Source organism: Agrobacterium sp. El2ro-1b (genome assembly GCF_048298475.1).
Lineage (GTDB): Bacteria > Pseudomonadota > Alphaproteobacteria > Rhizobiales > Rhizobiaceae > Agrobacterium > Agrobacterium fabrum.
In genome coordinates, this window is record NZ_CP103458.1 from 1,439,937 (window position 1) to 1,462,333 (window position 22,397).

Sequence of the window (22,397 nt, forward strand, 5' to 3'; positions counted from 1 at the left end):
TCTTCACCTGTCCGGCACGAAGGATTTGCCCAGCGATGCCGGTGTGTTGATCAAGGTCGTGCGGCGATTATGCGAGATGATCACGAGCACGACAATAGTTGCAAGGTAAGGTAGCGCCGAAAGCAGCTGCGACGGTACGCCGATACCGAAGGCCTGCGCATGTAATTGGCCGATGGTGACGGCGCCGAACAGATAACCGCCCGCCAGCAGGCGCCACGGACGCCAGGAGGCGAAGACGACGAGTGCGAGCGCAATCCAGCCGCGCCCGGCCGACATGTTTTCCACCCATTGCGGCGTATAGACGAGCGACAGCTGAGCTCCTGCAAGGCCCGCACAGGCGCCGCCGAACATGACCGCCAGATACCGCGTGCGGATGACATTGATACCGAGCGCATGGGCCGAGGCGTGGTTATCGCCGATGGCGCGGATTTTCAGGCCCGTGCGGCTCTTGAACAGGAACCAGCTGATTCCAAAGACCAGCGCGATGGACATGTAGAAGATCAGGTCCTGCCGGAAGAGCAATGGCCCGATAAAGGGAATTTCCGACAGAACCGGAAAGACGATCGGCTGCAGCTTGATGCCCGGCAGGCCGACGAAACTTTCGCCCAGCATGCCGGAAACCCCAAGCCCGAGAATGGTCAGCGCAAGGCCCGTTGCCACCTGATTGGTGACAAGCGTCAGTGTCAGGAAACCGAACAGCAGTGAGAAGACCGCGCCCGACGCGATGCCGGCCAGAATGCCGAGATAGGGCGACCCCGTCATATGCGTGATGGCGAAGGCGCAGACCGCGCCCATGATCATCATGCCCTCGACGCCGAGATTGAGCACGCCGGAGCGCTCCGCCACCAATTCGCCCGAAGCGGCAATGACGAGCGGCGTGGCGGCGGTAATGACGGTGAGAAGAATGGCCTGAAGCATATCCATCATGCCGCTCCTTCTTTACGATGTGCCTTGCCGGTGAAGACGACCCGGATGCGGTAAAAGATCAGCGTGTCGCAGGAGAGGACGAAGAACAGCATCAGCCCCTGAAACACCCGCGTCACCTTGTCTGACACGCCGATGGAGAGCTGCGCCGCTTCGCCACCGAGATAGGTCAGCGCCAGCACCAGCCCGGAAAGGATGATACCGAGCGGATTGAGACGGCCGAGAAAGGCAACGATGATGGCGGTAAAGCCGTAACCCGGCGAAATGCTGGGCTGGAGATGGCCGATGGAACCGGAAGCTTCCGAAATGCCCGCAAGCCCGGCCAGTGCACCCGATAGCAGCAGCGAAAACCAGACCATGCGGCTCGATGAGAACCCCGCAAAACGTCCTGCTCTTGCCGATTGGCCAAGCACGGTGACTTCAAAGCCCTTCAGCATGTAGCGCATCATGAACCACAGTGCGATTGCCGCGACGATGGCGAACACGAAACCCCAATGCGCCCTACCCGAGGCCAGCATTTCCGGCAGCACGGCGCTGTCGTTGAAGGGTTTCGTCTGCGGGAAGTTGTAACCGCCGGGATCGCGCCAGATGCCGCGCGTCAGCCAGTCGAGGAAAAGCTGCGCGACATAGACCAGCATCAGGCTGACGAGGATTTCATTGGTGTTGAACTTCGTTTTCAACAGCGCCGGAATACCCGCATAAAGCGCGCCGCCGATGGCACCCATGACCATCATCAGCGGCAGGATGAGCGGCGAGTGCCAGTCGGGATAAAGCACCGGCAGGATGGAACCGGTGATCGCGCCGATGGTGAATTGCCCCTCTGCGCCGATATTCCAGTTATTGGAGCGATAACAGATCGACAGACCGACACCGATCAGGATCAGCGGTGCTGCCTTGATCGCCAGCTCGTGAAGCGACCAGACCTCGAGCAGCGGCTCGACAAAAAAGGCGTAAAGCGCATCGAGCGGGTTCTTGCCGAGCATGGCGAACATGACGGCGCCGACAAGCAGCGTCAAAACCAGCGCCAGAAGCGGCGAAAGCAGGGTGAAAAGCCGGGAGACCCCTGCCCGTTTTTCAAGCTCAATGCGCATGCTGGGCGGCTCCCGAATGTGACGTGTGAATGCCGCCCATCAACAGGCCGATCTTTTCTAGCGTCATCTCTTCCACCGGATGGGCCTCGGAAAGCTTGCCGTCGGAAATGACGGCGATATTGGTGGCAACCTCGAAGATTTCATCGAGATCCTGACTGATGACGATGACGGCAGAGCCCGCTTTTGCAAGGTCGACAAGCGCCTGGCGGATGCGGCTTGCGGCACCCGCATCCACACCCCAGGTCGGCTGGTTGACGACGAGCACGGAAGGCTGACGATCGAGTTCGCGCCCAACGATGAATTTCTGCAGGTTGCCGCCCGAAAGCGAACCCGCCAGCGGATCGGCTCCGCTTTTGCGCACATCCATGGTTTCCGAAATGCGCCGCGCCGCCGCCTTGATGGTCGAGCCCCTGACGATGCGCAGGAAACCGCCGGTCAGAAACGCCTTGCGGTCGGACCGCGCCCGCGCCAGCAACAGATTGTCGGAAAGGCTCATGCCGGGAACCGCGGCATGGCCATGGCGCTCCTCCGGCACGAAACCGGCGCCCATCAGCCGCCGGCCATTGATGCCGAGACGACCGACCGGCTTGCCGCGCAGATGGATGGCATCATTATTATAGACGGGATATTCGCCCGAAAGCGCATCGAACAGCTCGCCCTGCCCGTTGCCAGCCACACCGGCAATCGCCAGCACTTCACCGGCACGCACCTGCATCGAAATCGACTTCAGCGCCACGGCAAAAGGCGTGCGCGGCGCAACCGAGAGCCCCATGACCTCGATCTGCGGCGCACCGAGTGCATCGCCTGTTGGTCGCGAAACGCTTGCGACATCGCTGCCCACCATCATGCGCGCCAGCGATGCGGGGGTTTCCTTGCGCGGATCGCAGGCGCCCGTCACCTTGCCATGGCGCAGGACGGTGGCGCGGTCGCATATGCGCTGCACCTCTTCGAGGCGATGGCTGATATAAAGCACCGAGCGGCCTTCGGCCTTAAGCTTTGCCAGCGTCTCGAACAGCTTGTCGGCCTCCTGCGGCGTCAAAACCGAGGTCGGCTCGTCGAGAATGATAAGGCGCGGGTTCTGCAACAAAGCGCGGACGATCTCGATGCGCTGGCGCTCGCCGACCGACAGATCGGCCACATGCGCATTGGGGTCGAGCGGCAGACCGTAGGCGCGCGAAAGCTGTTCCGCTTCCCTGGCGATTTCCTTCAGTGAAATTTTCGGGTCGAGCGACAGGGCAATGTTCTCAGCAACCGTCAGCGCCTCGAACAGCGAAAAATGCTGGAAAACCATGCCGATGCCGAGCCTGCGGGCCTCGCTGGGCGAAGCCACCGAAACCGGCTGGCCCTGCCAGATGATGTCGCCCTCAGTCGGCGAGAGCACGCCGAACAGCATCTTGACAAGCGTCGACTTGCCGGCACCGTTCTCACCCAGAAGCGCATGGATTTCGCCCGGCGCTATATCGAGATCGATACCGTTGCAGGCGGCGAAATTGCCGAACAGCTTGGTCAGCTTGCGAACGGACAGGAGAGGCATGGCCTCCGGTGCCAAAGTTCCAGTCACGAGTTCCCTCTCTCACCGGACGTCCATGCCTTCTGCGAGGCGTTTCAACGGCCGCGGTCATTGTTCCCAATAGCGCCGCAAGTCGTATGCAATGCCGCGCCATCATGATGTATTGATAACTGTTTTGCTGCTGCGCACAACTGAAAAAGACGCTGCTTAAATGCAATTTGCACAAGCAATAAACGGCTTTATCTTTTTCCTATTTCGCGCCGAGGGAGGGGAAAAACTGCAAAATTCCACCGATGCAATAGAGATAGATGCCGCTCGCCACGAAGGCGATCACCGCCCAGGTCGGCGTTTCGAAATGCATCAGCAGCGCATAACCGCCAAGCGCGCACCAGATGGCCACGACGAGGAGATTAAGCGGCCGCAACCGCTTCACCCGCACCGGATGCAGGAAGTTGATCGGCAGGAATGTCAGGAACACCGAGACGGTGACGACGGTCATGGCCGTGGTGGCGCTGGCATCCATGACGAACAGGGTGAAAACCACCATGTTCCACACCACCGGAAAGCCGGAGAAGAAATATTCATCCGTCTTCATGCCCATATCGGCATAATAAATCGCACTCGACACCACGATCATGCCGGCCGCCACGAAGGACAAAGGCTCGCCGATCATGCCGCTCTGGTACAGCGCAAAGGCAGGCAAGAGCACATAGGTGACGTAGTCGATGATATTGTCGAGCGTATCGCCGGACCAGTTGGGCAGCACGTCCTTCACCCGCACCTTGCGGGCAATCGGGCCGTCGATACCATCAACCAGAAGCGCAAGCCCCAGCCACCAGAACATGTCGACAAAACGGTGCTCAGACGCGGCGACGACACCAAGAAAAGCCAGAAACGACCCGGAGGCAGTCAAGATATGAACGGAAAAGGCGCGGATTTCCGCATAGGGAACACGCTTGTAGTTGAAAATTTTCATGGTCAGCGCCTGCGCCCCGTTTTTTCATCCGCCCTGTTCATTCCGGTATGCGGCCATTCACCACGCTTTGCAACCGGCTCAATCCGCTTATCCTAAGACTAATATAGCGTCGCAACCCACGAATGTTTGTGTGCGGATGTTCCGGCGCGAAAGTGGATTTACCCGCCCAAAGCCTCTATGATGTTTTGGAAATAACAATGGATCACGACCATGAGACACTTCGATATCGCCATAACAGGTGCGGGACTTGCGGGCCAGATCGCGGCCATCGCACTGGCGCGGGCCGGGCGCCATGTGGCGCTCATCGCACCTTCAAGCGATAAGAAGGACCAGCGCACCACGGCGTTGATGGACCAGTCCATTCGTTTCATGGACCGTCTCGGCCTCTGGTCACGCGTAGCGCCTGCCGCCGCACGCCTTTCCACCATGCAGATCATCGACGGCACCGACCGCCTGCTGCGCGCGCCGACCGTGCAGTTCCGCTCCTCCGAAATCGGCCTCGATGCTTTTGGCTGGAATATCCCGAACGAGGCGCTGCTCGGCGTTCTCGGCGAAGCAGTGGAACAGGAACACAATATTACCCGCCTCGACACGACCGCCGAGACGATCAACATCGGCAATGACCGGATTTCGGTCACGATCGCGGATGGTGACGTGCTTTCCGCCGATTTTCTGATCGGCGCAGACGGCAGGAAATCGATGGTGCGGGAAGCGGCCGGCATCGGCGTCAAATCCTGGTCCTATCCGCAGACCGCCGTGGTTTTGAATTTTTCCCACAGCCGTCCGCATGGCAATGTGTCCACGGAATTCCACACACCGACGGGGCCTTTCACCCAGGTTCCCCTGCCGGGTGACCGCTCCAGTCTCGTCTGGGTCGTCACCCCACAGCAGGCGGAAGAACTGACGGCGCTGCCGCTGGAAACCTTGAGTCTTAAGGTCGAGGAACGCATGCAATCCATGCTCGGCGCGGTTACCGTGGAAAACAGCGTGCAGGCATGGCCGCTCTCCTCCATGACGGCGCACCGCTTCGGCAAGGGCCGCGTCGCCCTGATCGGCGAAGCTGCGCATGGCTTCCCGCCCATCGGCGCGCAGGGGCTGAACCTCAGCCTGCGCGACATCATTGCACTGACAGAACTGCTTGGCGCCGTCTCCGATCGGCCGATTGCGGCGGACGCCGGCAGCAGCTTCGACCGCAAACGGCGGGCGGATGTTTATAGCCGCACGCTGAGCGTTGATCTCCTGAACCGGTCGCTGCTTTCCGACTTCCTGCCCATCCAGATGGCGCGCGCGGCCGGTCTGCATGTACTCTCCGGCATCAGCACGCTCAGAAGCATGGTGATGCGCGAAGGCATCGAGCCGGGGCGCGGATTGAAGGCCTTGCCATCATTGCTGTTCGGCAGCTTCAAAAAGGCTGGATGAAATAAACCACGCCCGTCAGCGTGAAGACCGACAGCACCGTCGAGATCAGGATCGTCGCGGACGCCCTCTCCTGCCAGACATGATATTGCTGGCCGATGACGAACACATTCGTCGCGGTCGGCAGCGCCGCCAGCAGCACCGCGGAATAAATCCACACCGGCTCGAAGCGCCCGAGCGACGACAGCAGCAGATAGGCGGCGAGCGGATGCAATATCAGCTTGGCCGGCACGATATAGCTGATCTCCACAGGAACCCGTTTCATCGGCCGAAGCGCCAGCGTCACCCCCATGGCAAACAGCGCACACGGCGCCGCCGACTGCGCCAGATAATCCACCAGCCGCTGCACCGCCTCCGGCGGCTGCCATGACAGCGAAGCAGCGAGAAATCCGGCGATGACCGAGACGATGAACGGATGGGTGATGACCTTGCGCGCCACATCCAGCGCAAGCCTTCCAGCCGAGCGTTTATCCCCGCCCGCAACCGCCATCATCGCCGGCGCGACGATGAAATGGGCCGCGTTTTCAAGGCAGACGATCAGCGCCACCGGCACCGCCGCCTTCTCGCCAAGCGCCAGGAGCGCAAGCCCCGGCCCCATGTAACCGATATTGCCGTAGCTGGCCGCGAAACTCTGGATGGTGGTTTCGGCGAGGCTGTTCCGGCGCACGAACCGGCCGATCAGGAACACAGCCAAGAAAATGCCGTAGGTGCAGGCAAGGCTGGCGGCGACAAAATCCATCCGCGCCAGCTCTTCCACCGGCGTCTTGGAAACAAGCTTGAAAAACAGCGCCGGCAGAGCGGCATAGATAATGAAGGTATTCAGCCAGCCCATCGCCTCGACCGGCTGTTTTGTTATGCGCGCTGCACCGTAGCCGATGAAGATCAGGCCAAAAAACGGCAACAGCAATCCAATGATATCAGCCACGGTCGTTCCCTCACATCCGCGAGAGGCTTAGCCGATTTGCATCAGGATCGGAAAGGTCTCCTGGAACCAGATTGCGACATTGGTGATGAAACCGGACATGAAAGCGAGACCGGTGAGCACCAGCAGCACGCCGAGCAACTTTTCCACCAGCCCAAGATGGCGGCGAAAACGGACGAGGAAACGCATGAACGACCCGGAAAACGCCGCCGCGATCCAGAACGGCACCGCAAGGCCAAGCGAATAGACCGCAAGCAGCATCGCGCCATCGCCCACCGTATCACGCGAAGCGGCAACCCCGAGGATAGCCCCCAGAACCGGGCCGATGCAGGGCGTCCAGCCAAAGGCGAAGGCAAGACCCATGACATAGGCCCCGGACAGCGTGGCAGGCTTGCCCGCCCCTTGAAAACGCGCCTCGCGCGAAAACAGGCCGATGCGGAAAACACCGAGGAAATTCAGGCCCATGAGGATAATGATGAAGCCGCCGATCTTGGCGAGAATATCGAGATTCTGGCGCAGCAGCGTGCCGATCGTCGAAGCGCCTGCCCCCAGCGCCACAAACACGGTGGCAAAACCGAGCGTGAAGCAGAAAGCCGAAAACAGCACGGCTCTGCGAACCTCCGGCCGCGGCGCGGTCTCTTCCGTCCTGAACTGCTCGACCGAAACGCCCGCCATATAACAGAGATAAGGCGGCACCAGCGGCAGGACGCAGGGCGAGAGAAATGAAAGAGCGCCGGCCAGAAGCGCACTGAACAGGGAAATATCGGCAATCGACAAGAAAGAACTCCGCATCCCGCAAAGACCGGCGATTCTCAATAATCGCCGATGCTTCACGCTTCATTTTCGTGCATGTCATTGCTGCAAAACGATTTCACCCGTCTGCCCGACACGCCTGAAGCCGGTTTTATCCCCAGCCGCCCCCTCTCTCCAATCACCTTTTTGGGGGTGCGACAAAAAAAACCGTATTGAGTGTCGAAACCGCTTTTTTTGGGTTGACCGAACGGATCGCTCTACCTATGTTCCGCGCACTTCCGAAGGGCAGCCAAGCCCGGACACGGGAGAGCGTAGCTCAGCCGGTAGAGCAACTGACTTTTAATCAGTAGGTCCAGGGTTCGAATCCCTGCGCTCTCACCACCTAACCACCTGAAATCTTTGATAGAACCGGCAAGTTAGCGAGCGCTTGCGTACATCGCGGTTTGCGTAGTTTGCTGCCAGTTTGCAGAGTTCGTTCTGCGGGCGTTCTCGTGGTGCAACTTTTTGTTGATTTTCCTCTTGCGGGAATCGGTGCCGACAACCATCTCTCATTATGACTAGAGACAGCCGCGCATGAGGGGGCAACCTGGCTGTTCAAACTGGAAACACCCTCAAAAAGTCTGGCGGGCGATACGCGGTTACCCAAGACTTCGCCCAGAGATATAGGAGCTCCTTATGGATGCATCTTTGCTTCTCGAAGCCAGTCAGTCCGAACGGTCGTTTCGGTTGAAGCTTGACCTGAAGGTCAGTGTGGCTTTGATCCTCGGCTGGCTCGGCCTGTAATGCAGAAGCCTCTCCTGCTCGCGCGGGGGAGGCTTTTTGATACGCACCGGTGATGTCTTGGACTGCGAGGCCCTAAATTGGATAACGAGTTTTCATATCGCAAAGAGTTGACTTTTGAGCAGGCGGAAGGCGCAGATTCATTGCCCTCACAATTAGCTCTCAAAGAGGTATCAGACGCTCTTGTTGCAAAGATGTGGCAACTGTTTCACGACGAAATTGAAAATACTTCGGGAACGTGGCTTGGACCGCCATGGCGCGTTATACTGAAAGACCATTATGTTGATAGGCTTCGGCAACCCATAGACAAATTTGACACTCGAACCGCTTTTGCCAAGGCACACGTGAAGCATGTTATGTTCACGACCGACTACATTAGATTCTTTGGATTCATACAATATGTCCTTAGACATCCGAGCTGCCCCACCTCGCTCCGCAATCGCGTAAACCTCATTTTGTCCAGCAACCGTGCCGCGTACCGAGTTGTTGACGGTGACACTATCGCTCCATTCGCTACGGAGGAGGAAGGTGCGGCCGCTCAAAACGCTCTTGATGAATTGAAAGCGGCAGGAATGGATGGCGCTCGCTCCCATCTGAGAAATGCTATGAGTAGTCTTACGGCGGGTGCGTGGGCCGATTCCATTAGAGAGAGTATTCACGCCGTGGAATCGGTCGCCAGAACTATTGCACCTAATACTAATACGCTCGGGCCTGCACTGACAGCTCTCGAAAAGAACCGAGTGATTCACACAGCGTTGAAAACTGCTTTTGGATCAATTTACGGGTTCACGAGTGACGCCGGAGGAATACGACACTCTCTTTTGGAGAAGGGTGATGCTGATGTCGATGAAGCGGACGCTATGTTTATGCTTGGCGCTTGTTCTGCATTCGTCACGTACCTTATTCAAAAAAAGAGGGCGGCTGGACTCTGATTAATACTCGCTCCCTTGTAAGCGGCAATGTGCCTACCTAGATAATTTTCAACAAGAGACAGCCGCGTGCATTAGGGAGCCCCGGGCTGAGAAGCACTTCCGATAAAAAGGAATTAGCGAGTTAAACGGAAAAACCCTAGCATTGGTCAACGTGCGTCAGCGGTTCAATAAGGCCAGGCACACAGCGATAGAAAGGACCGTCCATGGACGCTCTTTTGCTCATCGAGACCAACCAGTCGGAGAGGAGTTTTCGATTGGCTTTTGCTGTGAAAATCAGCTGGCCCTCGATTTTTAGAATCTTCGGTTGGTAACCAAAGGAGCTCTTGTGCGGTTTATCCACACAAGAGCTTTTTCTTTAAGCCGCCATCCTCAACCGCTCGACAGCCTCGCTAGCTGACGCGCACTTAGGCCGGTCATCGATCAGCGTTCCCGCTGCCTTCGCGTCCAGCAAAATACCCATGCAGGCCCGAACGTGCGCCAGATGAGATGCCCCGCTCTCCGGATCGATATCCTCACCTGAGAACCATTGCAGCAAGTGCCGAATAGCTGCGCTGTAATATGTGGTGGCGTCGACGGGATCGTATTGCCAATTGAAAGCGCCGTACTTGGCGGCGCCGAGCGCCATGACGACGCTTTCCTCAATGATCGCAACAGGCGGGATGAACTGCGCTGACGGCTTCTTCACGCCAAAGGCTCGCTTCGGATTGGAGGAAGGCAACTTGCCGATGGCTTCCGCCAACGGCACTAGCTCTGCAGGAACCGGAACGTTATCATTCGCCGGTACGGCTGTGAGGCAGCCGGCGTCTTTGGATGTGATTGTCATACGCCGGTCTCCTCGATGATCGCCATGGCCTTTCGGTATTTCTCCAAGCGCGCCCGGTTCTTCTCGTCGTCAGGCAGCGCGCGCGAAACATCCATGTTGTCGCGGAGGTCGGCGATCTTCACCTGTCGCGCGATCGAGTTAGAGATCGCCCGCCGCACGAAATCGAAGTAGTCCTCACCTTCCTGCCGAGAGACGGCGAAAACAGCCGCGTGCACTTCTTCACCGAAGATCGCCAAGATATCGGCGTGGCTGACGCCAGTGTCCTCGACGACGTCATGAAGTACGCCGACGATTCGAGCGGTTTCGCTTTCCAGCGTGAGCATTACGCGAAGCGGATGCAGGATATAGGGCTGCCCCGCCTTGTCGGGCTGCCCCGCCTTGTCGGTCTGCCCTGCATGCGCATCGACTGCCAGTTTGATTGCTGTGTCTAAGTCACTCATACCGTCTCCTCAACCTTCTTTTCTTCATCCACCTTCGGCTTCACCACTGGCTTAAAGCGGCGCAGCGCAAACGGTGGATCCTCTTCGCCAAACTGCGGGCAAACACCGCGGTTCACGCCAGCCAGGCGGATGCCCGCGTAGTCTCCGCCGAGATATGTGCGGCACATGCCTACCCACGTCGCTGTGTAGGTCTCCCCGGCACGAATGCCGAGGTATTGCTCTGGAAGGGTGGCGTCGTCGATGCAGATCACTTCGTCGCCGGGTTTGATGCTCATGTGGAGACCTCGCGCGGCACAAACGGCCACGTCTCTGTGGTCACCTTGCACTCCATCCGTCCCGACCCTTTGCACCGGCAACAATTGTGTATCTCTGTGTCGTATTCCCTACGGTGATAGTCAGTCAGCACATCTCGAGTAGTGTATCCCTTGCCGTCACAGGTGCCGCAGACAACAACTGAATAGGCGTAAGAAGTCCTCGTGTCGCTCATGCCGCCCTCCTTGCCATCAACGCATCAAAAGTCGCCAGAAACTCCAGTTCCGCCTCTTCCGGCGACCAGTACCGCAGCTTCACGCCCAACTCTTGGCCAGCGTACCGCGCATGCCAAGGCATTGGCACAAGATTGACGAGCTCGTCGGCGATGATGCGATTGTCGGCATCGTGCACCGATCTCGGCAGTTCGCGGTCTAATTGAAACCGCGCCGCTATAGCCAGCCAGTTGTCTTGCTCGATGGCCCGGTAATTCGTTAGATAAGGCTTGAGCGGACGCGGAATGTCCACGCAGTACGCCTCCGACGCATCGTGCAGAAGGCCAGCCAAAGCAACCTCTGGCGCGTGTGTAGCCGCTAGGTGGCGTGCGATGAGAACCGAGTGTTCCGCGACACTGTAGAACTTGATGCAGTGACCAGCGTATCGGCATTGCAGGCCGAGCGAATGCGCGATGTCATCGATGTAGACTTCGTGCGGTCGCGGGTCCATCGGCCAGTATTGGCGGCCGGTGTATGTCTGCATGAAATCGCCGGTGCGAGGTGGTTCAGCTGGCACGAACACGCCGCGAGAGGCAGTATTGCTGCAGTCGGGGATCCACTGGCCTTCACGGTTATCGTTCGCAGCCACGTACTTGTCGAGCGGGCCGAAGGTGGTGGTGGCGAGTTCTGCCGGTACGGCTTGTTCTATTCGCATCAGCATCAAAACGCCTTCCCGCCAGCCTTAAGCCGGTTCTCAATCTTGTGGTCAGGACGGTTGGCATTGAATGCCATCTTCTCGATGATCGCTCCGCCGAGGTCATAGCCAAGGAAAGCCGCTAGATCGCCGATCCGGATCATAGCGTCGGCAAGTTCAACTTCAGCCATAGGCCGGTGCGGCAGCTTGTCGTCCATCAGCACCTTGCCAGGCTTTGACTTGCGATAGCCCTCCATCGCTTCGCTGATCTCGCTGTGGATCAGGCAGAGCATCTCAGGCACGTTGCGGTCCATCGCCTTGCCGGTTGCGAGGTCGGTGTACCAGCCTGCTCTGCGGCTCGCCGCGTGGCAGTCAGCTGCAAAGAGGTTGATGGCTGCGGCGTGATTGTGTGAAGGGCTGTTGTCGTTGGCGAACGCCGCTCTTGGTACAGGTGGGCGGTCGCCCTCTCCTGTTGTCTCTGGTGAAATTGCCATTCTCTATATCTCCTCTGTGGTGTGGTGATTCGACGCCATTTGGTGGATGGCGTCGGCTGGGGATTGCTGGGCATAAGTCGAAATCGTGATCGTATTTGCCCACGTTTTGCGGGTTTGTTCCGGATTGGTTCACAAACGACATTGACGCGCCGCCTGTAAGGTGTGCGTATTGCCATTGTGGTGCCAGCGAATCTTTCACTGGAGCACCAAATGAAGAACTTCCTCAAGATTAAGCATGGTCAGACAGAGGGCGAAGCACGTGGCGCCTTAGCCATTATCGCGCTCACCGTCATTGTGATCACACTCGCCATTATCCTGCGAGGGGCGTTCGTGGTGTGACTAGCTCACGCCACCGCCCTCGCCGGCTCATTGTCATTCGCAGCCGCAAACCGCCCGGCAACCATCTCCGGCCGCAGCGTGGCGCGAGCCACTTCGCCGAAGCGACGCGAATACGTGATGACCTTGGCGGATCGTCCAGACAGCCAGCCGCCGCCCGCAGCGTAAGCGTCAGGTGCGGCAAGCGTTTCGTGGCGTTCGACATACATCAGCGCGGACTTGCGGCCCTCATCGCTGTGCAGGTGGCCGACGTGGGCAAAAGCGTATTTCGAGGCGCCGAACATTTCGCGAAACATGCCTGCCAATGTCGCGTCGACCTGGGCCACGCCGCGCTTATGGCCGTGGTGATAGAAGAGCGCCGTGTCGCCCCACTTGTAGGCGTAATAGAGCATCGGGCTGGTATCGACCGACACGCGCGGCTCGTTCTCATAGATCGTCGCGAGAAGCTCTCGCACCCATACTGATGAGGCCGGATCATGGTTGCCCGACGCCATAACGACATGCACATGCTTATGCTTTTGAAGCAGCATGTCGACGACGCGCCGCAGCGTGCGAATGACGACGCGAACAACTTTATGAAGGCGAGAATCGGCGTCGAGAACGTGCTTATGCGCTGGCGTCACGCTCTCAAGAGCGTCGTGGTGCAATAGGTCGCCCAGCTGCGCGAGAACGGCCGTGTGCGCCTGCGGAGCGCCCGCCACAGCGGCGGCGAACCAGTCCAGCAGTAACTGCTCGGCCAGCCTTAGATCGTAGTCAGCGCCAGTTTCCTCGCGGTGGGCCAGCATACCGAAATGGCTGTCTGTCACTACGAACTGGTTGAGGAGGTCTTCTTCGACGTGCTGCGGCGCAGGCATTATCGTGATGCGAGGCAGGTCTTCCTTGAGCCCGTCGACCATCGCACGGAACGCAACTAGCTGGCCTTCCTGCTCCACCGCCGTCTTCTGCCACTGCTGGATAACGCGACCCTCAGCATCGACGAGAGCAGACACGCCTTTGACTACGTGCCCGGCAGGCACTTCGAAACGCTCGCCTCGCTCCTGCGTCTGCTGGATGAATGTGCCGCTTGGCGTGTTGCTGATCTTGCTGATGCGAAATCCGGGTAAGACAGGCTCCGTCCCGAGAAGGCCAGCCTCGGCGGCGCGCTTGACGCTATCAGCAAGTGCGGACTTGCCGATCCCAAGCACTTCTGCAGCTTTCACAAGCGTGCCGTGCTCGCGGTAGGCGTCGGCTCTTCGACGCAGTTCTTCTATGGGTAGAGGCATGAAGTCTCCTCGATATGGTGGTGAAGGCCGCTTGGTGGGGCGGCCGATTTTCTTTAGCGGTAAGGGATAGGGCCGTACTCGCTGGGGTAAGCAGTGTTTCCAAAGATCCAGAAACCGATGAACCATTTCAGCTTGAAAGATATCCCATACCAACGCGCTATTTCGTGGTCGGCGTAATCGTTTCGGCCTTCCGTGCTACTCCCCTTAGAAAGGAGAGTGCCGGTGTATGCTCTGATCTTGGTCGGATTGTCCGGGCCCCCATTGTGGAGCCGCAGCCCAAAGAAGCTCATATCGCCGACCTCCCAAGCAACCCACAAATCTCAGTAGAAGGCACAACAAAGCCATACCCGACAAGCGAGCCAGAGAAGCCAATCGGCGCAGCCATCACGCCGACAGTTATGCCGATCAGGTCGCCGTTGTCCGCGTAGACCGGACCGCCGCTGGCGCCCATCACGGTCGTGACGTCGGTCACGTAGACCGCGTTCCACGGACCTGTCTTGCGAGGCTCGCCGGCAATCTTGCCGTACGCGGCAACGAATTCGATTTGCAGGGGATTGCCGTAGGCCACGATAGGATCGCCAGCCTTCACAACGCGGCAGGCAAGCTTTGCAGATCCAAGGCCCGCCGACGACGTGCGCAGCAGTGCGATGTCATTGGCCTTATTGACCCAAAGGACATCAGCCTTGCGGAACTCGCCGCCCTTCGCTTTCAGCTGGACCTCTTTAGCGTCGCCGACGACGTGCGCAGCAGTGATGATAAAGCCGTCGCCTATGTGGACGCCGGAGCCGTGGCCGTCGTTGACTTGGATTTTGACGGTTGCGCTCTCGGTCGCCGGCAATGCCGGTGGAGGAAGGAGCGCATATGCGGCCGCAGATGTTGCGGCGACGACGAGAAATAAGGCAACGAGGAATGCTGTGGGAGAACGCCGCAACGCGGCACGCAGGAATCGTCTGAGCATGATTATCCCCTCTTTCTGGCGTCTGGCGCCAATGTGGTGGTGCTTCTGGTAAAGCAGGCTGGTGGGGCCGATAATGAAGCTATACTGTTTTTACAAATTTGTCAAGATTCCAAGACTCCACTTGACTCCATTCCAAAACGAGAACATTTGTAGAACAAACTGGAGTAGGCAAAATGGCAGACGGCGAGAAAATTATTGTCGTGCAGTTCAAAAACAGCCGTGGCGGTGTCGTTCCGGGTGAAATGCGGCAAGCTTCCAATCAAGCATCCGCCGAGAAAATCGCGAGCGCGATGGCCCCGCGTCACGTCGGCGTTGCGGCTTATGCCGTTACCGTGGACGAGGAAAGTGGCACCATGGCAAACCCGCGCCTGCTGGTGCAACACGGGCAAATTGCCGATTTGATGCCAGACTGATTTACCGGCGCGGGGACGCGCGCCTTTCAAAACAGGGAAAGATTTTGACACTCTGAGACAGGAGAATGAGAAAGTGCGCCCACACACCAGAGAGCCGGAGGCCGATCCGGTTGACCACATCATTGCATGGCACGATGGCGACAGCCGTGCGGCCATCGAGACGCTGATGGAAGACATTCAGCATTTGCGCCTGCAGCTCGCGCTTGCGACCGCAGCGATGGGCAAGGGTTTTACACGAGGCTGGCTACCGAATGAAGACCGGGATGACAGCAAACGATAACGGCTACGATTACAAGGAACTCGACAGAGAAAAAATATGGGTCATCTGCGAGGATTGTGAGATTCTTCGGTCGTTTGATGGCAATGCGGTGAAGGCGGAATTTATTGCGGCCCCAGCCCCAAGCCCGCTTCGCATGATTGCGCAGAGGCTTGTTGGATGTCCAAAATCGAAGGAAGATTTCGGCCCACGATGCAGGATGAGCTACTATTGGACGTTCGAGGAACGAACATCAAAAGCGGCGAAAGAAGAAACCTCCGGCGCGCGAGTGTTCGATCTACGCTCCTGGGAAGTCGTTGTGGCCGGGTGTGGATCGTGCAAGCATGTGACGGAGTTACCACGCTGGAAGCTCTTGAAGATGGTCGGCGGTAACACGACCCTCAAAGAATTACAGCCCCGCTTGAAATGCCGGAAGTGCGGCGAAAAGGGCGGCTCCTTTATCACGATTGCAAAATTGCCGAGGTGAGCATGTGTAATCTGTACCGCGTGAAAACCAATCAGGAATCGATCCGCGACATTGCGGGGATCATGCAGGAACGGCTTAACCTGGAGCCAGACGTTGATGTCTACCCCGACCGGCCGGCGCCAGTTGTGCGGAACGGTGAAAGCGGTCGGGAGTTGGCCGGGCTGACGTGGGGCATGCCCTCGCCTCAGTTCGTCACACAAGGCAAGCCTGACACCGGCGTGACCAACATCCGCAATGTTACCTCACCACATTGGCGGCGGTGGCTTCGGGTCGAGAACCGATGCGTGGTTCCGTGGACGACATTTTGCGAATGGGAAGACACAAAGCCCCGGAAAACGAAGCGCTGGTTTGCGATCAATGAGGAAACACCCCTCGCCTTCTTCGCTGGGATTTGGATAGACTGGCACGGTGTCCGCGGCTCGATGAAGAACCCGCGCGATGGCGACCATCAGCTTTTCGGTTTCCTGACGACCGACCCCAACAGCGTCGTGAAGCCAATCCACCCAAAGGCAATGCCGGTCATTTTGACGAATAAGGATGAGGTGGAGATGTGGCTGACGGCGCCATGGGAAGAAGCGAAAGCGCTTCAGCGGCCGCTGCCCGATGACGGCCTCGTGCTGTTGCCTGTAGAAGACGAGAGGAAGCCGTCCGATCTATTCGGATAGAGGAGAAGGCGCATGCTGATAAAGCCGAAGGTTTTAAGGAAGCATGGCATACGCGTTATCGGCCGACAGGCTGATGGAGACTACATAGACATAGACGAGATTGAGCTGAAGAGCATCGATGCTCAGCTCATCGAACAGGCTGCCGCCAAACCGGGTTTTCGCGACGTCTATGCTTATGCTGGAACTGAGAGATTCTGGTATGACGAAACCCGTGCTTCCGGCGCATCAATGCAGGTTTTGTTCAGTGATTCCCTGTCGCTGGCGGGCATCCTCTATCGCGACCCCGCTTTGTCGGGGCCCGTAATTCTCTGGGTTAAAGCCAGTTCACCGGCCGAAGCAATGCACCTATTTACGAAGGAGATGCAAGGCGGTGATGGGTCGCCCGTTGCGGCTTACGATCCGCCGCAAAACTCTCGCAAGGGGCACTAATCAATGAGCGACCAGTCTGACAAGGCCGGCGATGGCATCCATGAGAACCACTGGTGTGAGCATCCTGGCTGCCGTAAATGGGGAGGCTTCGGGTATTCCCGATCGAAGGCCGAAAAGTCATCATGGCATTGCTGGGAGCATTATCCGTACAAGGAGCCGTCACGGTGATGGTGAACTCAAGACGTTCAGAGCAGAGCGCGCGGCGCCGGTTTTGTGGGCGGTGGAAGATTTTGGGAGATCGGGTGAAAAGGGAGAGGTGAGCGGTGCCTGAACCAACTAAAAAGACTCAAGGCTCATCGTGGCTCGGGAGTTACATTGCGAACGCATCAGGTTTCTGGAAAGCGGCCATGTGCTTCCAAATCGCCTTCTTGGTTCTAATGCTGCTTCACGGCGGCGCCTTGCTTGCAGGCTGGCACAACGTTTCCAATCGGATAGTAGGCTATTCGTCTCTGGCTTTCGTAGGATTTTTCATATCGCTCCTCTGCCACGCATATGTGAGTATTAGGGCGTCCTTGAAACGGGACGAGGTGAAGAAGCGGTAGGATTATCCCTACGCCTCATGCATCTGACCTTTACCAGCCGTTTACATTGCTATGGCACGCTGAATCTAAGCGCGAAATGTATTTAGTACGCGCGTTTTTTCCCAACTAGCCCGCCACACTCGGCGGGTTTTGTTTTGCTCTCGCAACAAATAAAAAACCCGCCTGCCTCTCGGCAAGCGGGTTAACTCATGAAGCCCGCGTCGTGCGCGGCTTTGATTGATTTTCAACGATGCGATCCACGCGCAACGTCATCTTGTCGACGGCATCCTTCACGGCACCGATAGCGCCCATGATCTGCTCAGTCTGTTCGCGAAGGCCGGACTTTGAAACGTAGGTTTCCGCCACATGCAGGCGGTGAGCGGCGAGCTCTTCCCTCGCAAGGGACGCCATCGCCGAAGCCGCAGATGCGGCGCCAGACGCCTCCATCTTTGCGGCACTGATCTTCGCGTCGACGTACTTCCATAGGCCGAAGAGGAAACCGAACAGCAGCACGAAGAACCCGCCGACAGCCATGATTTCAGGGCCGGTCATGGTTTAACCCCGCAGAGTTTCTGCAGCTTCTCGTTTTCGGTGAGGATCTGCCGCTTCGTTTCTGACGTCATCTGGTCCTCGATAGACGGCCGCACCGGCTTTGCGATGTCGCAATAACTACCGCTTGTCGCGCATCCACTTGCCAAGAGCGCCATCAACGCCAGCGTCATCCAGATTTCTGATTTCATTTTCCACAACCCCGGCCTTCTTGATGGCCTTCGCGTTTGCTACGGCCTGTTCGTCTTTCGCCGCGGAGCGCCCTGCCCTCTGGCCGTAAAAAAATACGCCCGCGAGTATCGCGAGCGCTGTGCCGATTGCTGCTAGGTAGCCTTTGAGTTTTGCCCACAGGAGGATCAAACCGTCACCTCCTTGCCGCGCCAGCTATTCCAGCGGCGTGCGATCACATCGCGGTTGCGGTAGGCCACGTAACCAACGACTGCAACAAGCACGCCCGCAGCAATCCAGCCCCACGGAAGGCCTGCGGTGAAAGCGAGCAATCCAGAGCCAGCCGCCGAGCTCACGCCCTTTGTGACCACGTCCTTGGCCGCGCCTGCGTCGCGCCGAAGCTGAGCGAGCGTGGCTGGACCGATGATGCCGTCTGCGATCAGGTGCGGATGTGCCTTCTGATAGGCGATGACGGCCGCCTTTGTCTTCTCGCCCATCCAGCCGTCGATAGCGCCTGGATTAAGGCCGGCCGTGGTCAGCAATTCCTGTGCTTCTTTGACGAGTGGATCTGGCTGGGGTGGCGGCTCTGCGGTGGCTTCCTTTGTCGCGCTCACAATGCCGGTGTAGATGCCCTTTTCGAACAGCAGCGCCTCTTCCTTGCGGCGGCGCACGAGGCCGGGCAGCTTCTTCCCCTTCGCGGTGTTGTAGTTTCTCGCGAGGTGCGCGGCTGCGGCCTTGATCTGGCCTTTGCGCCAGAACTCAGCCCACGTCCACTTCATGGCGCCAACGCCAAGGTTGAACGTCACCGACGAGGCAGCATCAAGCTCGTGCTGCTTGCGGTTCTCAGGCGATCCGGCAACAACAGCGGGGACGTATTCGGCAGCAAGCACGGCGTCGAGGATCACGTCGCTCTGTGCGGCCGTGATCTTGGTCTTGCCTGGCACCAGCTTGGTAATGCCGATCTTTGCCAGTTCGCGGCGAACGGAATCGCTGCCCATCGTGAAACCTGTGCCGATCGTCGGAATGCCGACGGGGTCGAGATAGGCAGTGAGCGGATTGCCCTCGTGCAGGCGCACGAAAGCCCTCCCCTGTGTGGAGATTGTGGTGATTGGCATTTTGGTGTCCTAGTTGGGAAAGTGTTGGGAACCTTCATGCGGCCGGCGCATTAGTACCGCGCCATGTCCCCAATTCATGGTTTAAAGACCCGCGCACATCCGCCCCCCGTTGCGCGGGTCTTTTGTTTTTAATTTCCAAGTTGTATGAGGAGGCCGCCGCACGTCCCCTGAAACAGGTCGCCATACTGCGTGCGACGGGCCTCTTTTGTTTTGTGGGATATGGGTGCCGGGTTGCGGCGTTTTTAAGTTGTAGGCATTGCCATCTTCATGGGGCGATTGTACGAATTTTCGAGATCACTAATGGAGGGAAACATGGCTGTTGAGACCGCTGAGAATGTGTCTGAAATCTACCGCACTCGCTTTGTCGACACCGGGTTGGAGAAACGTGACCGTGTTTGGAAAGTGCTGTGCACGTCATATTTCAATTCTCGCGTCATCCGAAACGGTAGCATTCTCGATTTGGCATGCGGCTACGGCGAGTTCATCAACAATATCGATGTGAAAACCAAATATGCCGTTGACCTAAATCCTGACGCAGAAAAGCAACTGTCGCCCGGCGTAAATTTCAAGGCGACGAGGGCTGACGATCTGTCTCATATTCCTGACGGGACACTCGACCGCGCATTCACCTCTAATTTTCTTGAGCATCTGCCCGACAAAAAAGCATGCGATATCGTTTTGAGGGAGGTTCTTCGAACACTCAAACCGGGTGGCCAATTCATAATTCTCGGGCCAAACATCAAGTACGCCTACAAGGAATATTGGGACTTCTACGACCACTACCTTGAGTTATCTCACCTATCACTTGAAGAAGGTCTCAAAATGAACGGTTATAGCGTAGTCTCGAACATTCCGAGATTTCTACCGTTCACGATGGCCAACAAACAACCGACACACGACATTCTCATCAAGAGCTACCTGAAAATGCCGTTCGCATGGCCAATCTTCGGGAAGCAATTTTTGGTCACGGCCGAAAAACCTAAATAGTCAGATCGATATAAGGCGAAGCGATGCAAGCTTGCGCTCAATTGTGCGTTGTGTATGTGTTTCCCGCAAAGCGGACGGGGGAAGCGTTGTCGATAACTAGATTTTTTTCGTTGTATTTCGTGACGGCAATAGCGCTTTGGGTATTCAATCAACGCTTTGGTTTTCCGATCCAGTTTTTAAGAGCTGAGTCTGGGCTTGTTTTGCAGCAAGCATACTCGCCAAATTGGTGGGAGTGGATAAAGCCTTGCCTCACCTCTGCATATGGTGGGCACTTTATTCCAGCTGCGCTTTCGACTGAGTTGCTGGCTTCCTGGATGTTTGGGCCCAACGAGGCGCTTTGGAGTGTTCGGCAAGCCCTTGTCCTCGCGGCAATGAGCGTGTGCGCCGCATGTGCAATGCAACGCTCTATCCTAAACGTACATCCAGCCGCCGGAAAGCGCGCATCTTTGATTATCGGAGTTGCCATTGCTCTTTCTTTTGCGGTTCACCCGTTCGCCACAGAGCTTTTCAGCTGGCCAATTACGTGGTTCCAGATGGCTTGCCTCGCTTGCGTGGCCCTTGCACTGTACTGGCTCATGGAGTTCATCAATGAACCAACCAGACGGTCTGCATTTTTGTGCACATTATCGGCCTATGCTTCGATGCATTTTTTCGGAATAGGTCTCGCCGTTAGCGTGGCTGGGTTGATCTCTTTGGCGCTGTCAGCATATTCAATGGGTGCCTTTGCAAAGGCTCGATCCGCCTTAGTCGTTGGAGCATCCCTAACGCTTTTGCACGCCACCCCGACAGCACAAAGTGGTGGTGGTCGCGATGGCCCAGTTCAGATTTCTGCGAGCGTCTCTCGGTTCTTGACGTTGATTGTAGAGCAGCCAATCGCAGCGATCCGTGCGACATTTTCCACTCCATGGCTTTCTGTCCCAGACCTTCAATCCCAAACCTTGCAGACTATATCGGGTGCCGCGGGGCTAGTAGTCATCGCAATGATGCTAGCAAAACTTTGGACTTCAGCCGCTAGTGGTGAAGGCAGAAGGATTGCTCTTGCCTCAGCGATCACATTTCCTTTATTGGCCTATCTTGGCACTTGCCTGCTGACCGTCGCCCGAATTAGAGCTGAGACCGATCATGCAGCACTATCCCCTTTTTTGGTGGGCGGGAGATATTTGATTTTCCCGATGTTCTTTGGGATGCTGACGCTCTCGGTTGCCTTTCGCCCAAATCGGTTCAACGCAGCTATCAGCCTTGTAGTACTCGCCTGGTTCGTAACCTCGAGCGCATTTTTCGTCCGCGACGTCGCGCCCTCGCTCTGGCCAGACCGACTCTTATCCAATCAAGAAATCTGGTCGCAACTTGAAAAGGATCCAACGCGAAACATCGACCTAAAGCGATACCGGGAATTCACTGGAGGAAGCTGCGTTTACTCAAACATAACCGGCGGTCCGCCATGCGATGCACCGAGTGGCGACAATGAGGCAAAGTTGTATTGCGGCCCGATCAGGCCATCGATCCCAGGGAACAAAGAACTGTGATGCGCTCTGTAGGAATGCGCTTTTCGTTGATTCAGCTGTTCAGCTAGAGATTTGGCCAAGCGATTGGAGCTATCTCGGCAAGGAACTGCTCGACGGTTGGCTGCTGGCGCCGCCCTGTCTGCACCTTGGCCAACTCTCCATAAGCGTAGGACCAAACGTTATCGCGCCAGGCGACGAAGGCCTGAGCCTCTGCCGCCCATTTTGGCTTGGTAGATCCGATATAGGAGGCCAGTGTTACGCCGTCTCGGAACTGACGCTCGCGCGCCGTGCCGTCGACAAGGTTCTGGATGGCGTATTCGTAGTCGGTGATGGTGGGAGGGGTGGTTGAAGGCTCCACCGTGATGATCTGACCATCAACCCATTTCCGCAGACCGGGATTGCCGATAAATTCAAGCCATTGCGCATCTGTAATTTCAATGGCTTCTTTAGGAATGGCATCGCCGTGAATATCGGCAAAATAGAAGCCGGAGGGAAAGCCGTTTTCGTCAATCGTTGCATATCTCATA

At 57.5% G+C, this 22,397-nt stretch carries 27 protein-coding genes and 1 tRNA gene; 11 read left to right on the plus strand and 17 right to left on the minus strand.

Translation table 11 applies throughout. The annotated features are described in order from the left end of the window. Positions 1–3: 3 nt before the first annotated feature. From NYR50_RS07070 to pcsA, 4 genes are all read right to left on the minus strand, one after another. Positions 4–924 carry an ABC transporter permease gene (locus NYR50_RS07070; protein WP_418137268.1) on the minus strand — a complete coding sequence of 307 codons (921 nt, stop codon included), beginning with the start codon at positions 922–924 and terminating at the stop codon, positions 4–6. Further along, positions 924–2,015, minus strand: a complete 1,092-nt coding sequence (locus NYR50_RS07075) for an ABC transporter permease (protein ID WP_006314291.1) — start codon at positions 2,013–2,015, stop codon at positions 924–926. Before NYR50_RS07075 ends, NYR50_RS07070 begins: the two co-directional genes overlap by 1 nt. Continuing rightward, on the minus strand, positions 2,005–3,564 hold the full coding sequence (locus tag NYR50_RS07080; protein ID WP_418137269.1) for an ABC transporter ATP-binding protein: 1,560 nt from the start codon (positions 3,562–3,564) through the stop codon (positions 2,005–2,007). The genes NYR50_RS07075 and NYR50_RS07080 overlap by 11 nt, the downstream gene beginning before the upstream one ends. A gap of 211 nt (positions 3,565–3,775) precedes the next feature. Further along, positions 3,776–4,501 (minus strand): phosphatidylcholine synthase, encoded by a 726-nt coding sequence (gene pcsA, locus NYR50_RS07085; RefSeq protein WP_418137210.1) that lies wholly within the window; start codon positions 4,499–4,501, stop codon positions 3,776–3,778. A 210-nt stretch (positions 4,502–4,711) separates the two neighbouring features. Between pcsA and NYR50_RS07090 the strand changes: the two genes are divergently transcribed. Beyond that, positions 4,712–5,920: a UbiH/UbiF family hydroxylase gene (locus NYR50_RS07090; protein WP_418137211.1), complete on the plus strand. Its 1,209-nt coding sequence runs from the start codon at positions 4,712–4,714 to the stop codon at positions 5,918–5,920. On the opposite strand, the gene NYR50_RS07095 is transcribed toward NYR50_RS07090, so the two are convergent. Together NYR50_RS07095 and NYR50_RS07100 are read right to left on the minus strand one after the other, a co-directional pair. After that, positions 5,904–6,842 carry an AEC family transporter gene (locus NYR50_RS07095; RefSeq protein WP_418137212.1) on the minus strand — a complete coding sequence of 313 codons (939 nt, stop codon included), beginning with the start codon at positions 6,840–6,842 and terminating at the stop codon, positions 5,904–5,906. The two genes, NYR50_RS07090 and NYR50_RS07095, sit on opposite strands and share 17 nt — an antisense overlap. Positions 6,843–6,869: 27 nt before the next feature. Further along, positions 6,870–7,616: a cytochrome c biogenesis CcdA family protein gene (locus NYR50_RS07100; protein WP_006314286.1), complete on the minus strand. Its 747-nt coding sequence runs from the start codon at positions 7,614–7,616 to the stop codon at positions 6,870–6,872. A 281-nt stretch (positions 7,617–7,897) separates the two neighbouring features. On the opposite strand from NYR50_RS07100, the gene NYR50_RS07105 reads away from it, so the two are divergent. Both NYR50_RS07105 and NYR50_RS07110 read left to right on the plus strand, forming a co-directional pair. Next, positions 7,898–7,973, plus strand: a tRNA-Lys gene (locus NYR50_RS07105). Between the two features lie 479 nt (positions 7,974–8,452). After that, the gene (locus NYR50_RS07110; protein ID WP_418137213.1) at positions 8,453–9,304 is read left to right on the plus strand and encodes an AbiJ-NTD4 domain-containing protein; all 852 of its coding nucleotides are present in this window, start codon (positions 8,453–8,455) and stop codon (positions 9,302–9,304) included. A gap of 355 nt (positions 9,305–9,659) precedes the next feature. Here NYR50_RS07110 and NYR50_RS07115 read toward each other — a convergent pair whose 3' ends face one another. The 5 genes from NYR50_RS07115 to NYR50_RS07135 all read right to left on the minus strand — a co-directional run bounded on the left by NYR50_RS07115 (position 9,660) and on the right by NYR50_RS07135 (position 12,219). Continuing rightward, on the minus strand, positions 9,660–10,127 hold the full coding sequence (locus tag NYR50_RS07115; protein ID WP_418137214.1) for a dATP/dGTP diphosphohydrolase domain-containing protein: 468 nt from the start codon (positions 10,125–10,127) through the stop codon (positions 9,660–9,662). After that, positions 10,124–10,567 (minus strand): GTP pyrophosphokinase, encoded by a 444-nt coding sequence (locus tag NYR50_RS07120; protein WP_418137215.1) that lies wholly within the window; start codon positions 10,565–10,567, stop codon positions 10,124–10,126. The genes NYR50_RS07115 and NYR50_RS07120 overlap by 4 nt, the downstream gene beginning before the upstream one ends. Continuing rightward, positions 10,564–10,842: a hypothetical protein gene (locus NYR50_RS07125; protein WP_418137216.1), complete on the minus strand. Its 279-nt coding sequence runs from the start codon at positions 10,840–10,842 to the stop codon at positions 10,564–10,566. Before NYR50_RS07125 ends, NYR50_RS07120 begins: the two co-directional genes overlap by 4 nt. A 208-nt stretch (positions 10,843–11,050) precedes the next feature. Continuing rightward, positions 11,051–11,752 (minus strand): hypothetical protein, encoded by a 702-nt coding sequence (locus NYR50_RS07130; protein ID WP_418137217.1) that lies wholly within the window; start codon positions 11,750–11,752, stop codon positions 11,051–11,053. After that, entirely contained in the window at positions 11,752–12,219 is a 468-nt protein-coding gene (locus NYR50_RS07135; RefSeq protein WP_418137218.1) for a hypothetical protein, read from the minus strand. The genes NYR50_RS07130 and NYR50_RS07135 overlap by 1 nt, the downstream gene beginning before the upstream one ends. 210 nt (positions 12,220–12,429) lie before the next feature. Here NYR50_RS07135 and NYR50_RS07140 point away from each other — a divergent pair, with 210 nt between their 5' ends. Beyond that, positions 12,430–12,558, plus strand: a complete 129-nt coding sequence (locus NYR50_RS07140; protein WP_418137219.1) for a hypothetical protein — start codon at positions 12,430–12,432, stop codon at positions 12,556–12,558. Positions 12,559–12,563: 5 nt separating this feature from the next. On the opposite strand, the gene NYR50_RS07145 is transcribed toward NYR50_RS07140, so the two are convergent. Together NYR50_RS07145 and NYR50_RS07150 are read right to left on the minus strand one after the other, a co-directional pair. Continuing rightward, positions 12,564–13,817 carry an oxidoreductase gene (locus NYR50_RS07145; protein ID WP_418137220.1) on the minus strand — a complete coding sequence of 418 codons (1,254 nt, stop codon included), beginning with the start codon at positions 13,815–13,817 and terminating at the stop codon, positions 12,564–12,566. A gap of 286 nt (positions 13,818–14,103) precedes the next feature. Next, positions 14,104–14,775: a S1C family serine protease gene (locus NYR50_RS07150; RefSeq protein WP_418137221.1), complete on the minus strand. Its 672-nt coding sequence runs from the start codon at positions 14,773–14,775 to the stop codon at positions 14,104–14,106. 173 nt (positions 14,776–14,948) lie between these two features. Between NYR50_RS07150 and NYR50_RS07155 the strand changes: the two genes are divergently transcribed. From NYR50_RS07155 to NYR50_RS07175, 5 genes are all read left to right on the plus strand, one after another. Beyond that, positions 14,949–15,188 (plus strand): hypothetical protein, encoded by a 240-nt coding sequence (locus NYR50_RS07155; RefSeq protein WP_173992658.1) that lies wholly within the window; start codon positions 14,949–14,951, stop codon positions 15,186–15,188. Between the two features lie 73 nt (positions 15,189–15,261). Next, positions 15,262–15,468 (plus strand): dehydrogenase, encoded by a 207-nt coding sequence (locus tag NYR50_RS07160; RefSeq protein ID WP_418137222.1) that lies wholly within the window; start codon positions 15,262–15,264, stop codon positions 15,466–15,468. Next, positions 15,452–15,931, plus strand: coding sequence for a hypothetical protein (locus tag NYR50_RS07165; RefSeq protein WP_418137223.1), 480 nt, complete (start codon positions 15,452–15,454; stop codon positions 15,929–15,931). The genes NYR50_RS07160 and NYR50_RS07165 overlap by 17 nt, the downstream gene beginning before the upstream one ends. Positions 15,932–15,933: 2 nt before the next feature. After that, positions 15,934–16,596 (plus strand): SOS response-associated peptidase, encoded by a 663-nt coding sequence (locus NYR50_RS07170; RefSeq protein ID WP_418137224.1) that lies wholly within the window; start codon positions 15,934–15,936, stop codon positions 16,594–16,596. A gap of 12 nt (positions 16,597–16,608) precedes the next feature. Continuing rightward, positions 16,609–17,025, plus strand: a complete 417-nt coding sequence (locus NYR50_RS07175) for a hypothetical protein (protein ID WP_418137225.1) — start codon at positions 16,609–16,611, stop codon at positions 17,023–17,025. A gap of 728 nt (positions 17,026–17,753) precedes the next feature. Here NYR50_RS07175 and NYR50_RS07180 read toward each other — a convergent pair. From NYR50_RS07180 to NYR50_RS07190, 3 genes are all read right to left on the minus strand, one after another. Beyond that, positions 17,754–18,098 carry a hypothetical protein gene (locus NYR50_RS07180; protein ID WP_418137226.1) on the minus strand — a complete coding sequence of 115 codons (345 nt, stop codon included), beginning with the start codon at positions 18,096–18,098 and terminating at the stop codon, positions 17,754–17,756. Positions 18,099–18,215: 117 nt separating this feature from the next. Then, the gene (locus tag NYR50_RS07185) at positions 18,216–18,455 is read right to left on the minus strand and encodes a hypothetical protein (RefSeq protein WP_418137227.1); all 240 of its coding nucleotides are present in this window, start codon (positions 18,453–18,455) and stop codon (positions 18,216–18,218) included. Next, complete coding sequence (locus NYR50_RS07190; protein ID WP_418137228.1) at positions 18,452–19,378, minus strand: glycoside hydrolase family protein; 927 nt, start codon at positions 19,376–19,378, stop codon at positions 18,452–18,454. The genes NYR50_RS07185 and NYR50_RS07190 overlap by 4 nt, the downstream gene beginning before the upstream one ends. Before the next feature lie 312 nt (positions 19,379–19,690). Here NYR50_RS07190 and NYR50_RS07195 point away from each other — a divergent pair, with 312 nt between their 5' ends. After that, a complete protein-coding gene (locus tag NYR50_RS07195) occupies positions 19,691–20,365 on the plus strand; it encodes a class I SAM-dependent methyltransferase (RefSeq protein WP_418137229.1) in 675 nt (224 codons plus the stop codon). Positions 20,366–20,451: 86 nt separating this feature from the next. Next, positions 20,452–21,891: a hypothetical protein gene (locus NYR50_RS07200; protein WP_418137230.1), complete on the plus strand. Its 1,440-nt coding sequence runs from the start codon at positions 20,452–20,454 to the stop codon at positions 21,889–21,891. A gap of 43 nt (positions 21,892–21,934) precedes the next feature. Here NYR50_RS07200 and NYR50_RS07205 read toward each other — a convergent pair whose 3' ends face one another. Further along, entirely contained in the window at positions 21,935–22,396 is a 462-nt protein-coding gene (locus NYR50_RS07205; protein WP_418137231.1) for a hypothetical protein, read from the minus strand. Between the last annotated feature and the right edge of the window lies 1 nt (position 22,397).

What these genes read in the sequence shown, in the direction of transcription:
- NYR50_RS07070 (WP_418137268.1), bottom strand. Translation starts at nt 924, where the DNA reads ATGGATATGCTTCAGGCCATTCTTCTCACCGTCATTACCGCCGCCACG.
- NYR50_RS07075 (WP_006314291.1), bottom strand. Translation starts at nt 2,015, where the DNA reads ATGCGCATTGAGCTTGAAAAACGGGCAGGGGTCTCCCGGCTTTTCACC.
- pcsA (WP_418137210.1), bottom strand. Translation starts at nt 4,501, where the DNA reads ATGAAAATTTTCAACTACAAGCGTGTTCCCTATGCGGAAATCCGCGCC.
- NYR50_RS07090 (WP_418137211.1), top strand. Translation starts at nt 4,712, where the DNA reads ATGAGACACTTCGATATCGCCATAACAGGTGCGGGACTTGCGGGCCAG.
- NYR50_RS07115 (WP_418137214.1), bottom strand. Translation starts at nt 10,127, where the DNA reads ATGACAATCACATCCAAAGACGCCGGCTGCCTCACAGCCGTACCGGCG.
- NYR50_RS07120 (WP_418137215.1), bottom strand. Translation starts at nt 10,567, where the DNA reads ATGAGTGACTTAGACACAGCAATCAAACTGGCAGTCGATGCGCATGCA.
- NYR50_RS07125 (WP_418137216.1), bottom strand. Translation starts at nt 10,842, where the DNA reads ATGAGCATCAAACCCGGCGACGAAGTGATCTGCATCGACGACGCCACC.
- NYR50_RS07130 (WP_418137217.1), bottom strand. Translation starts at nt 11,752, where the DNA reads ATGCTGATGCGAATAGAACAAGCCGTACCGGCAGAACTCGCCACCACC.
- NYR50_RS07135 (WP_418137218.1), bottom strand. Translation starts at nt 12,219, where the DNA reads ATGGCAATTTCACCAGAGACAACAGGAGAGGGCGACCGCCCACCTGTA.
- NYR50_RS07140 (WP_418137219.1), top strand. Translation starts at nt 12,430, where the DNA reads ATGAAGAACTTCCTCAAGATTAAGCATGGTCAGACAGAGGGCGAAGCA.
- NYR50_RS07145 (WP_418137220.1), bottom strand. Translation starts at nt 13,817, where the DNA reads ATGCCTCTACCCATAGAAGAACTGCGTCGAAGAGCCGACGCCTACCGC.
- NYR50_RS07150 (WP_418137221.1), bottom strand. Translation starts at nt 14,775, where the DNA reads ATGCTCAGACGATTCCTGCGTGCCGCGTTGCGGCGTTCTCCCACAGCA.
- NYR50_RS07155 (WP_173992658.1), top strand. Translation starts at nt 14,949, where the DNA reads ATGGCAGACGGCGAGAAAATTATTGTCGTGCAGTTCAAAAACAGCCGT.
- NYR50_RS07165 (WP_418137223.1), top strand. Translation starts at nt 15,452, where the DNA reads ATGACAGCAAACGATAACGGCTACGATTACAAGGAACTCGACAGAGAA.
- NYR50_RS07170 (WP_418137224.1), top strand. Translation starts at nt 15,934, where the DNA reads ATGTGTAATCTGTACCGCGTGAAAACCAATCAGGAATCGATCCGCGAC.
- NYR50_RS07175 (WP_418137225.1), top strand. Translation starts at nt 16,609, where the DNA reads ATGCTGATAAAGCCGAAGGTTTTAAGGAAGCATGGCATACGCGTTATC.
- NYR50_RS07180 (WP_418137226.1), bottom strand. Translation starts at nt 18,098, where the DNA reads ATGACCGGCCCTGAAATCATGGCTGTCGGCGGGTTCTTCGTGCTGCTG.
- NYR50_RS07190 (WP_418137228.1), bottom strand. Translation starts at nt 19,378, where the DNA reads ATGCCAATCACCACAATCTCCACACAGGGGAGGGCTTTCGTGCGCCTG.
- NYR50_RS07195 (WP_418137229.1), top strand. Translation starts at nt 19,691, where the DNA reads ATGGCTGTTGAGACCGCTGAGAATGTGTCTGAAATCTACCGCACTCGC.
- NYR50_RS07205 (WP_418137231.1), bottom strand. Translation starts at nt 22,396, where the DNA reads ATGAGATATGCAACGATTGACGAAAACGGCTTTCCCTCCGGCTTCTAT.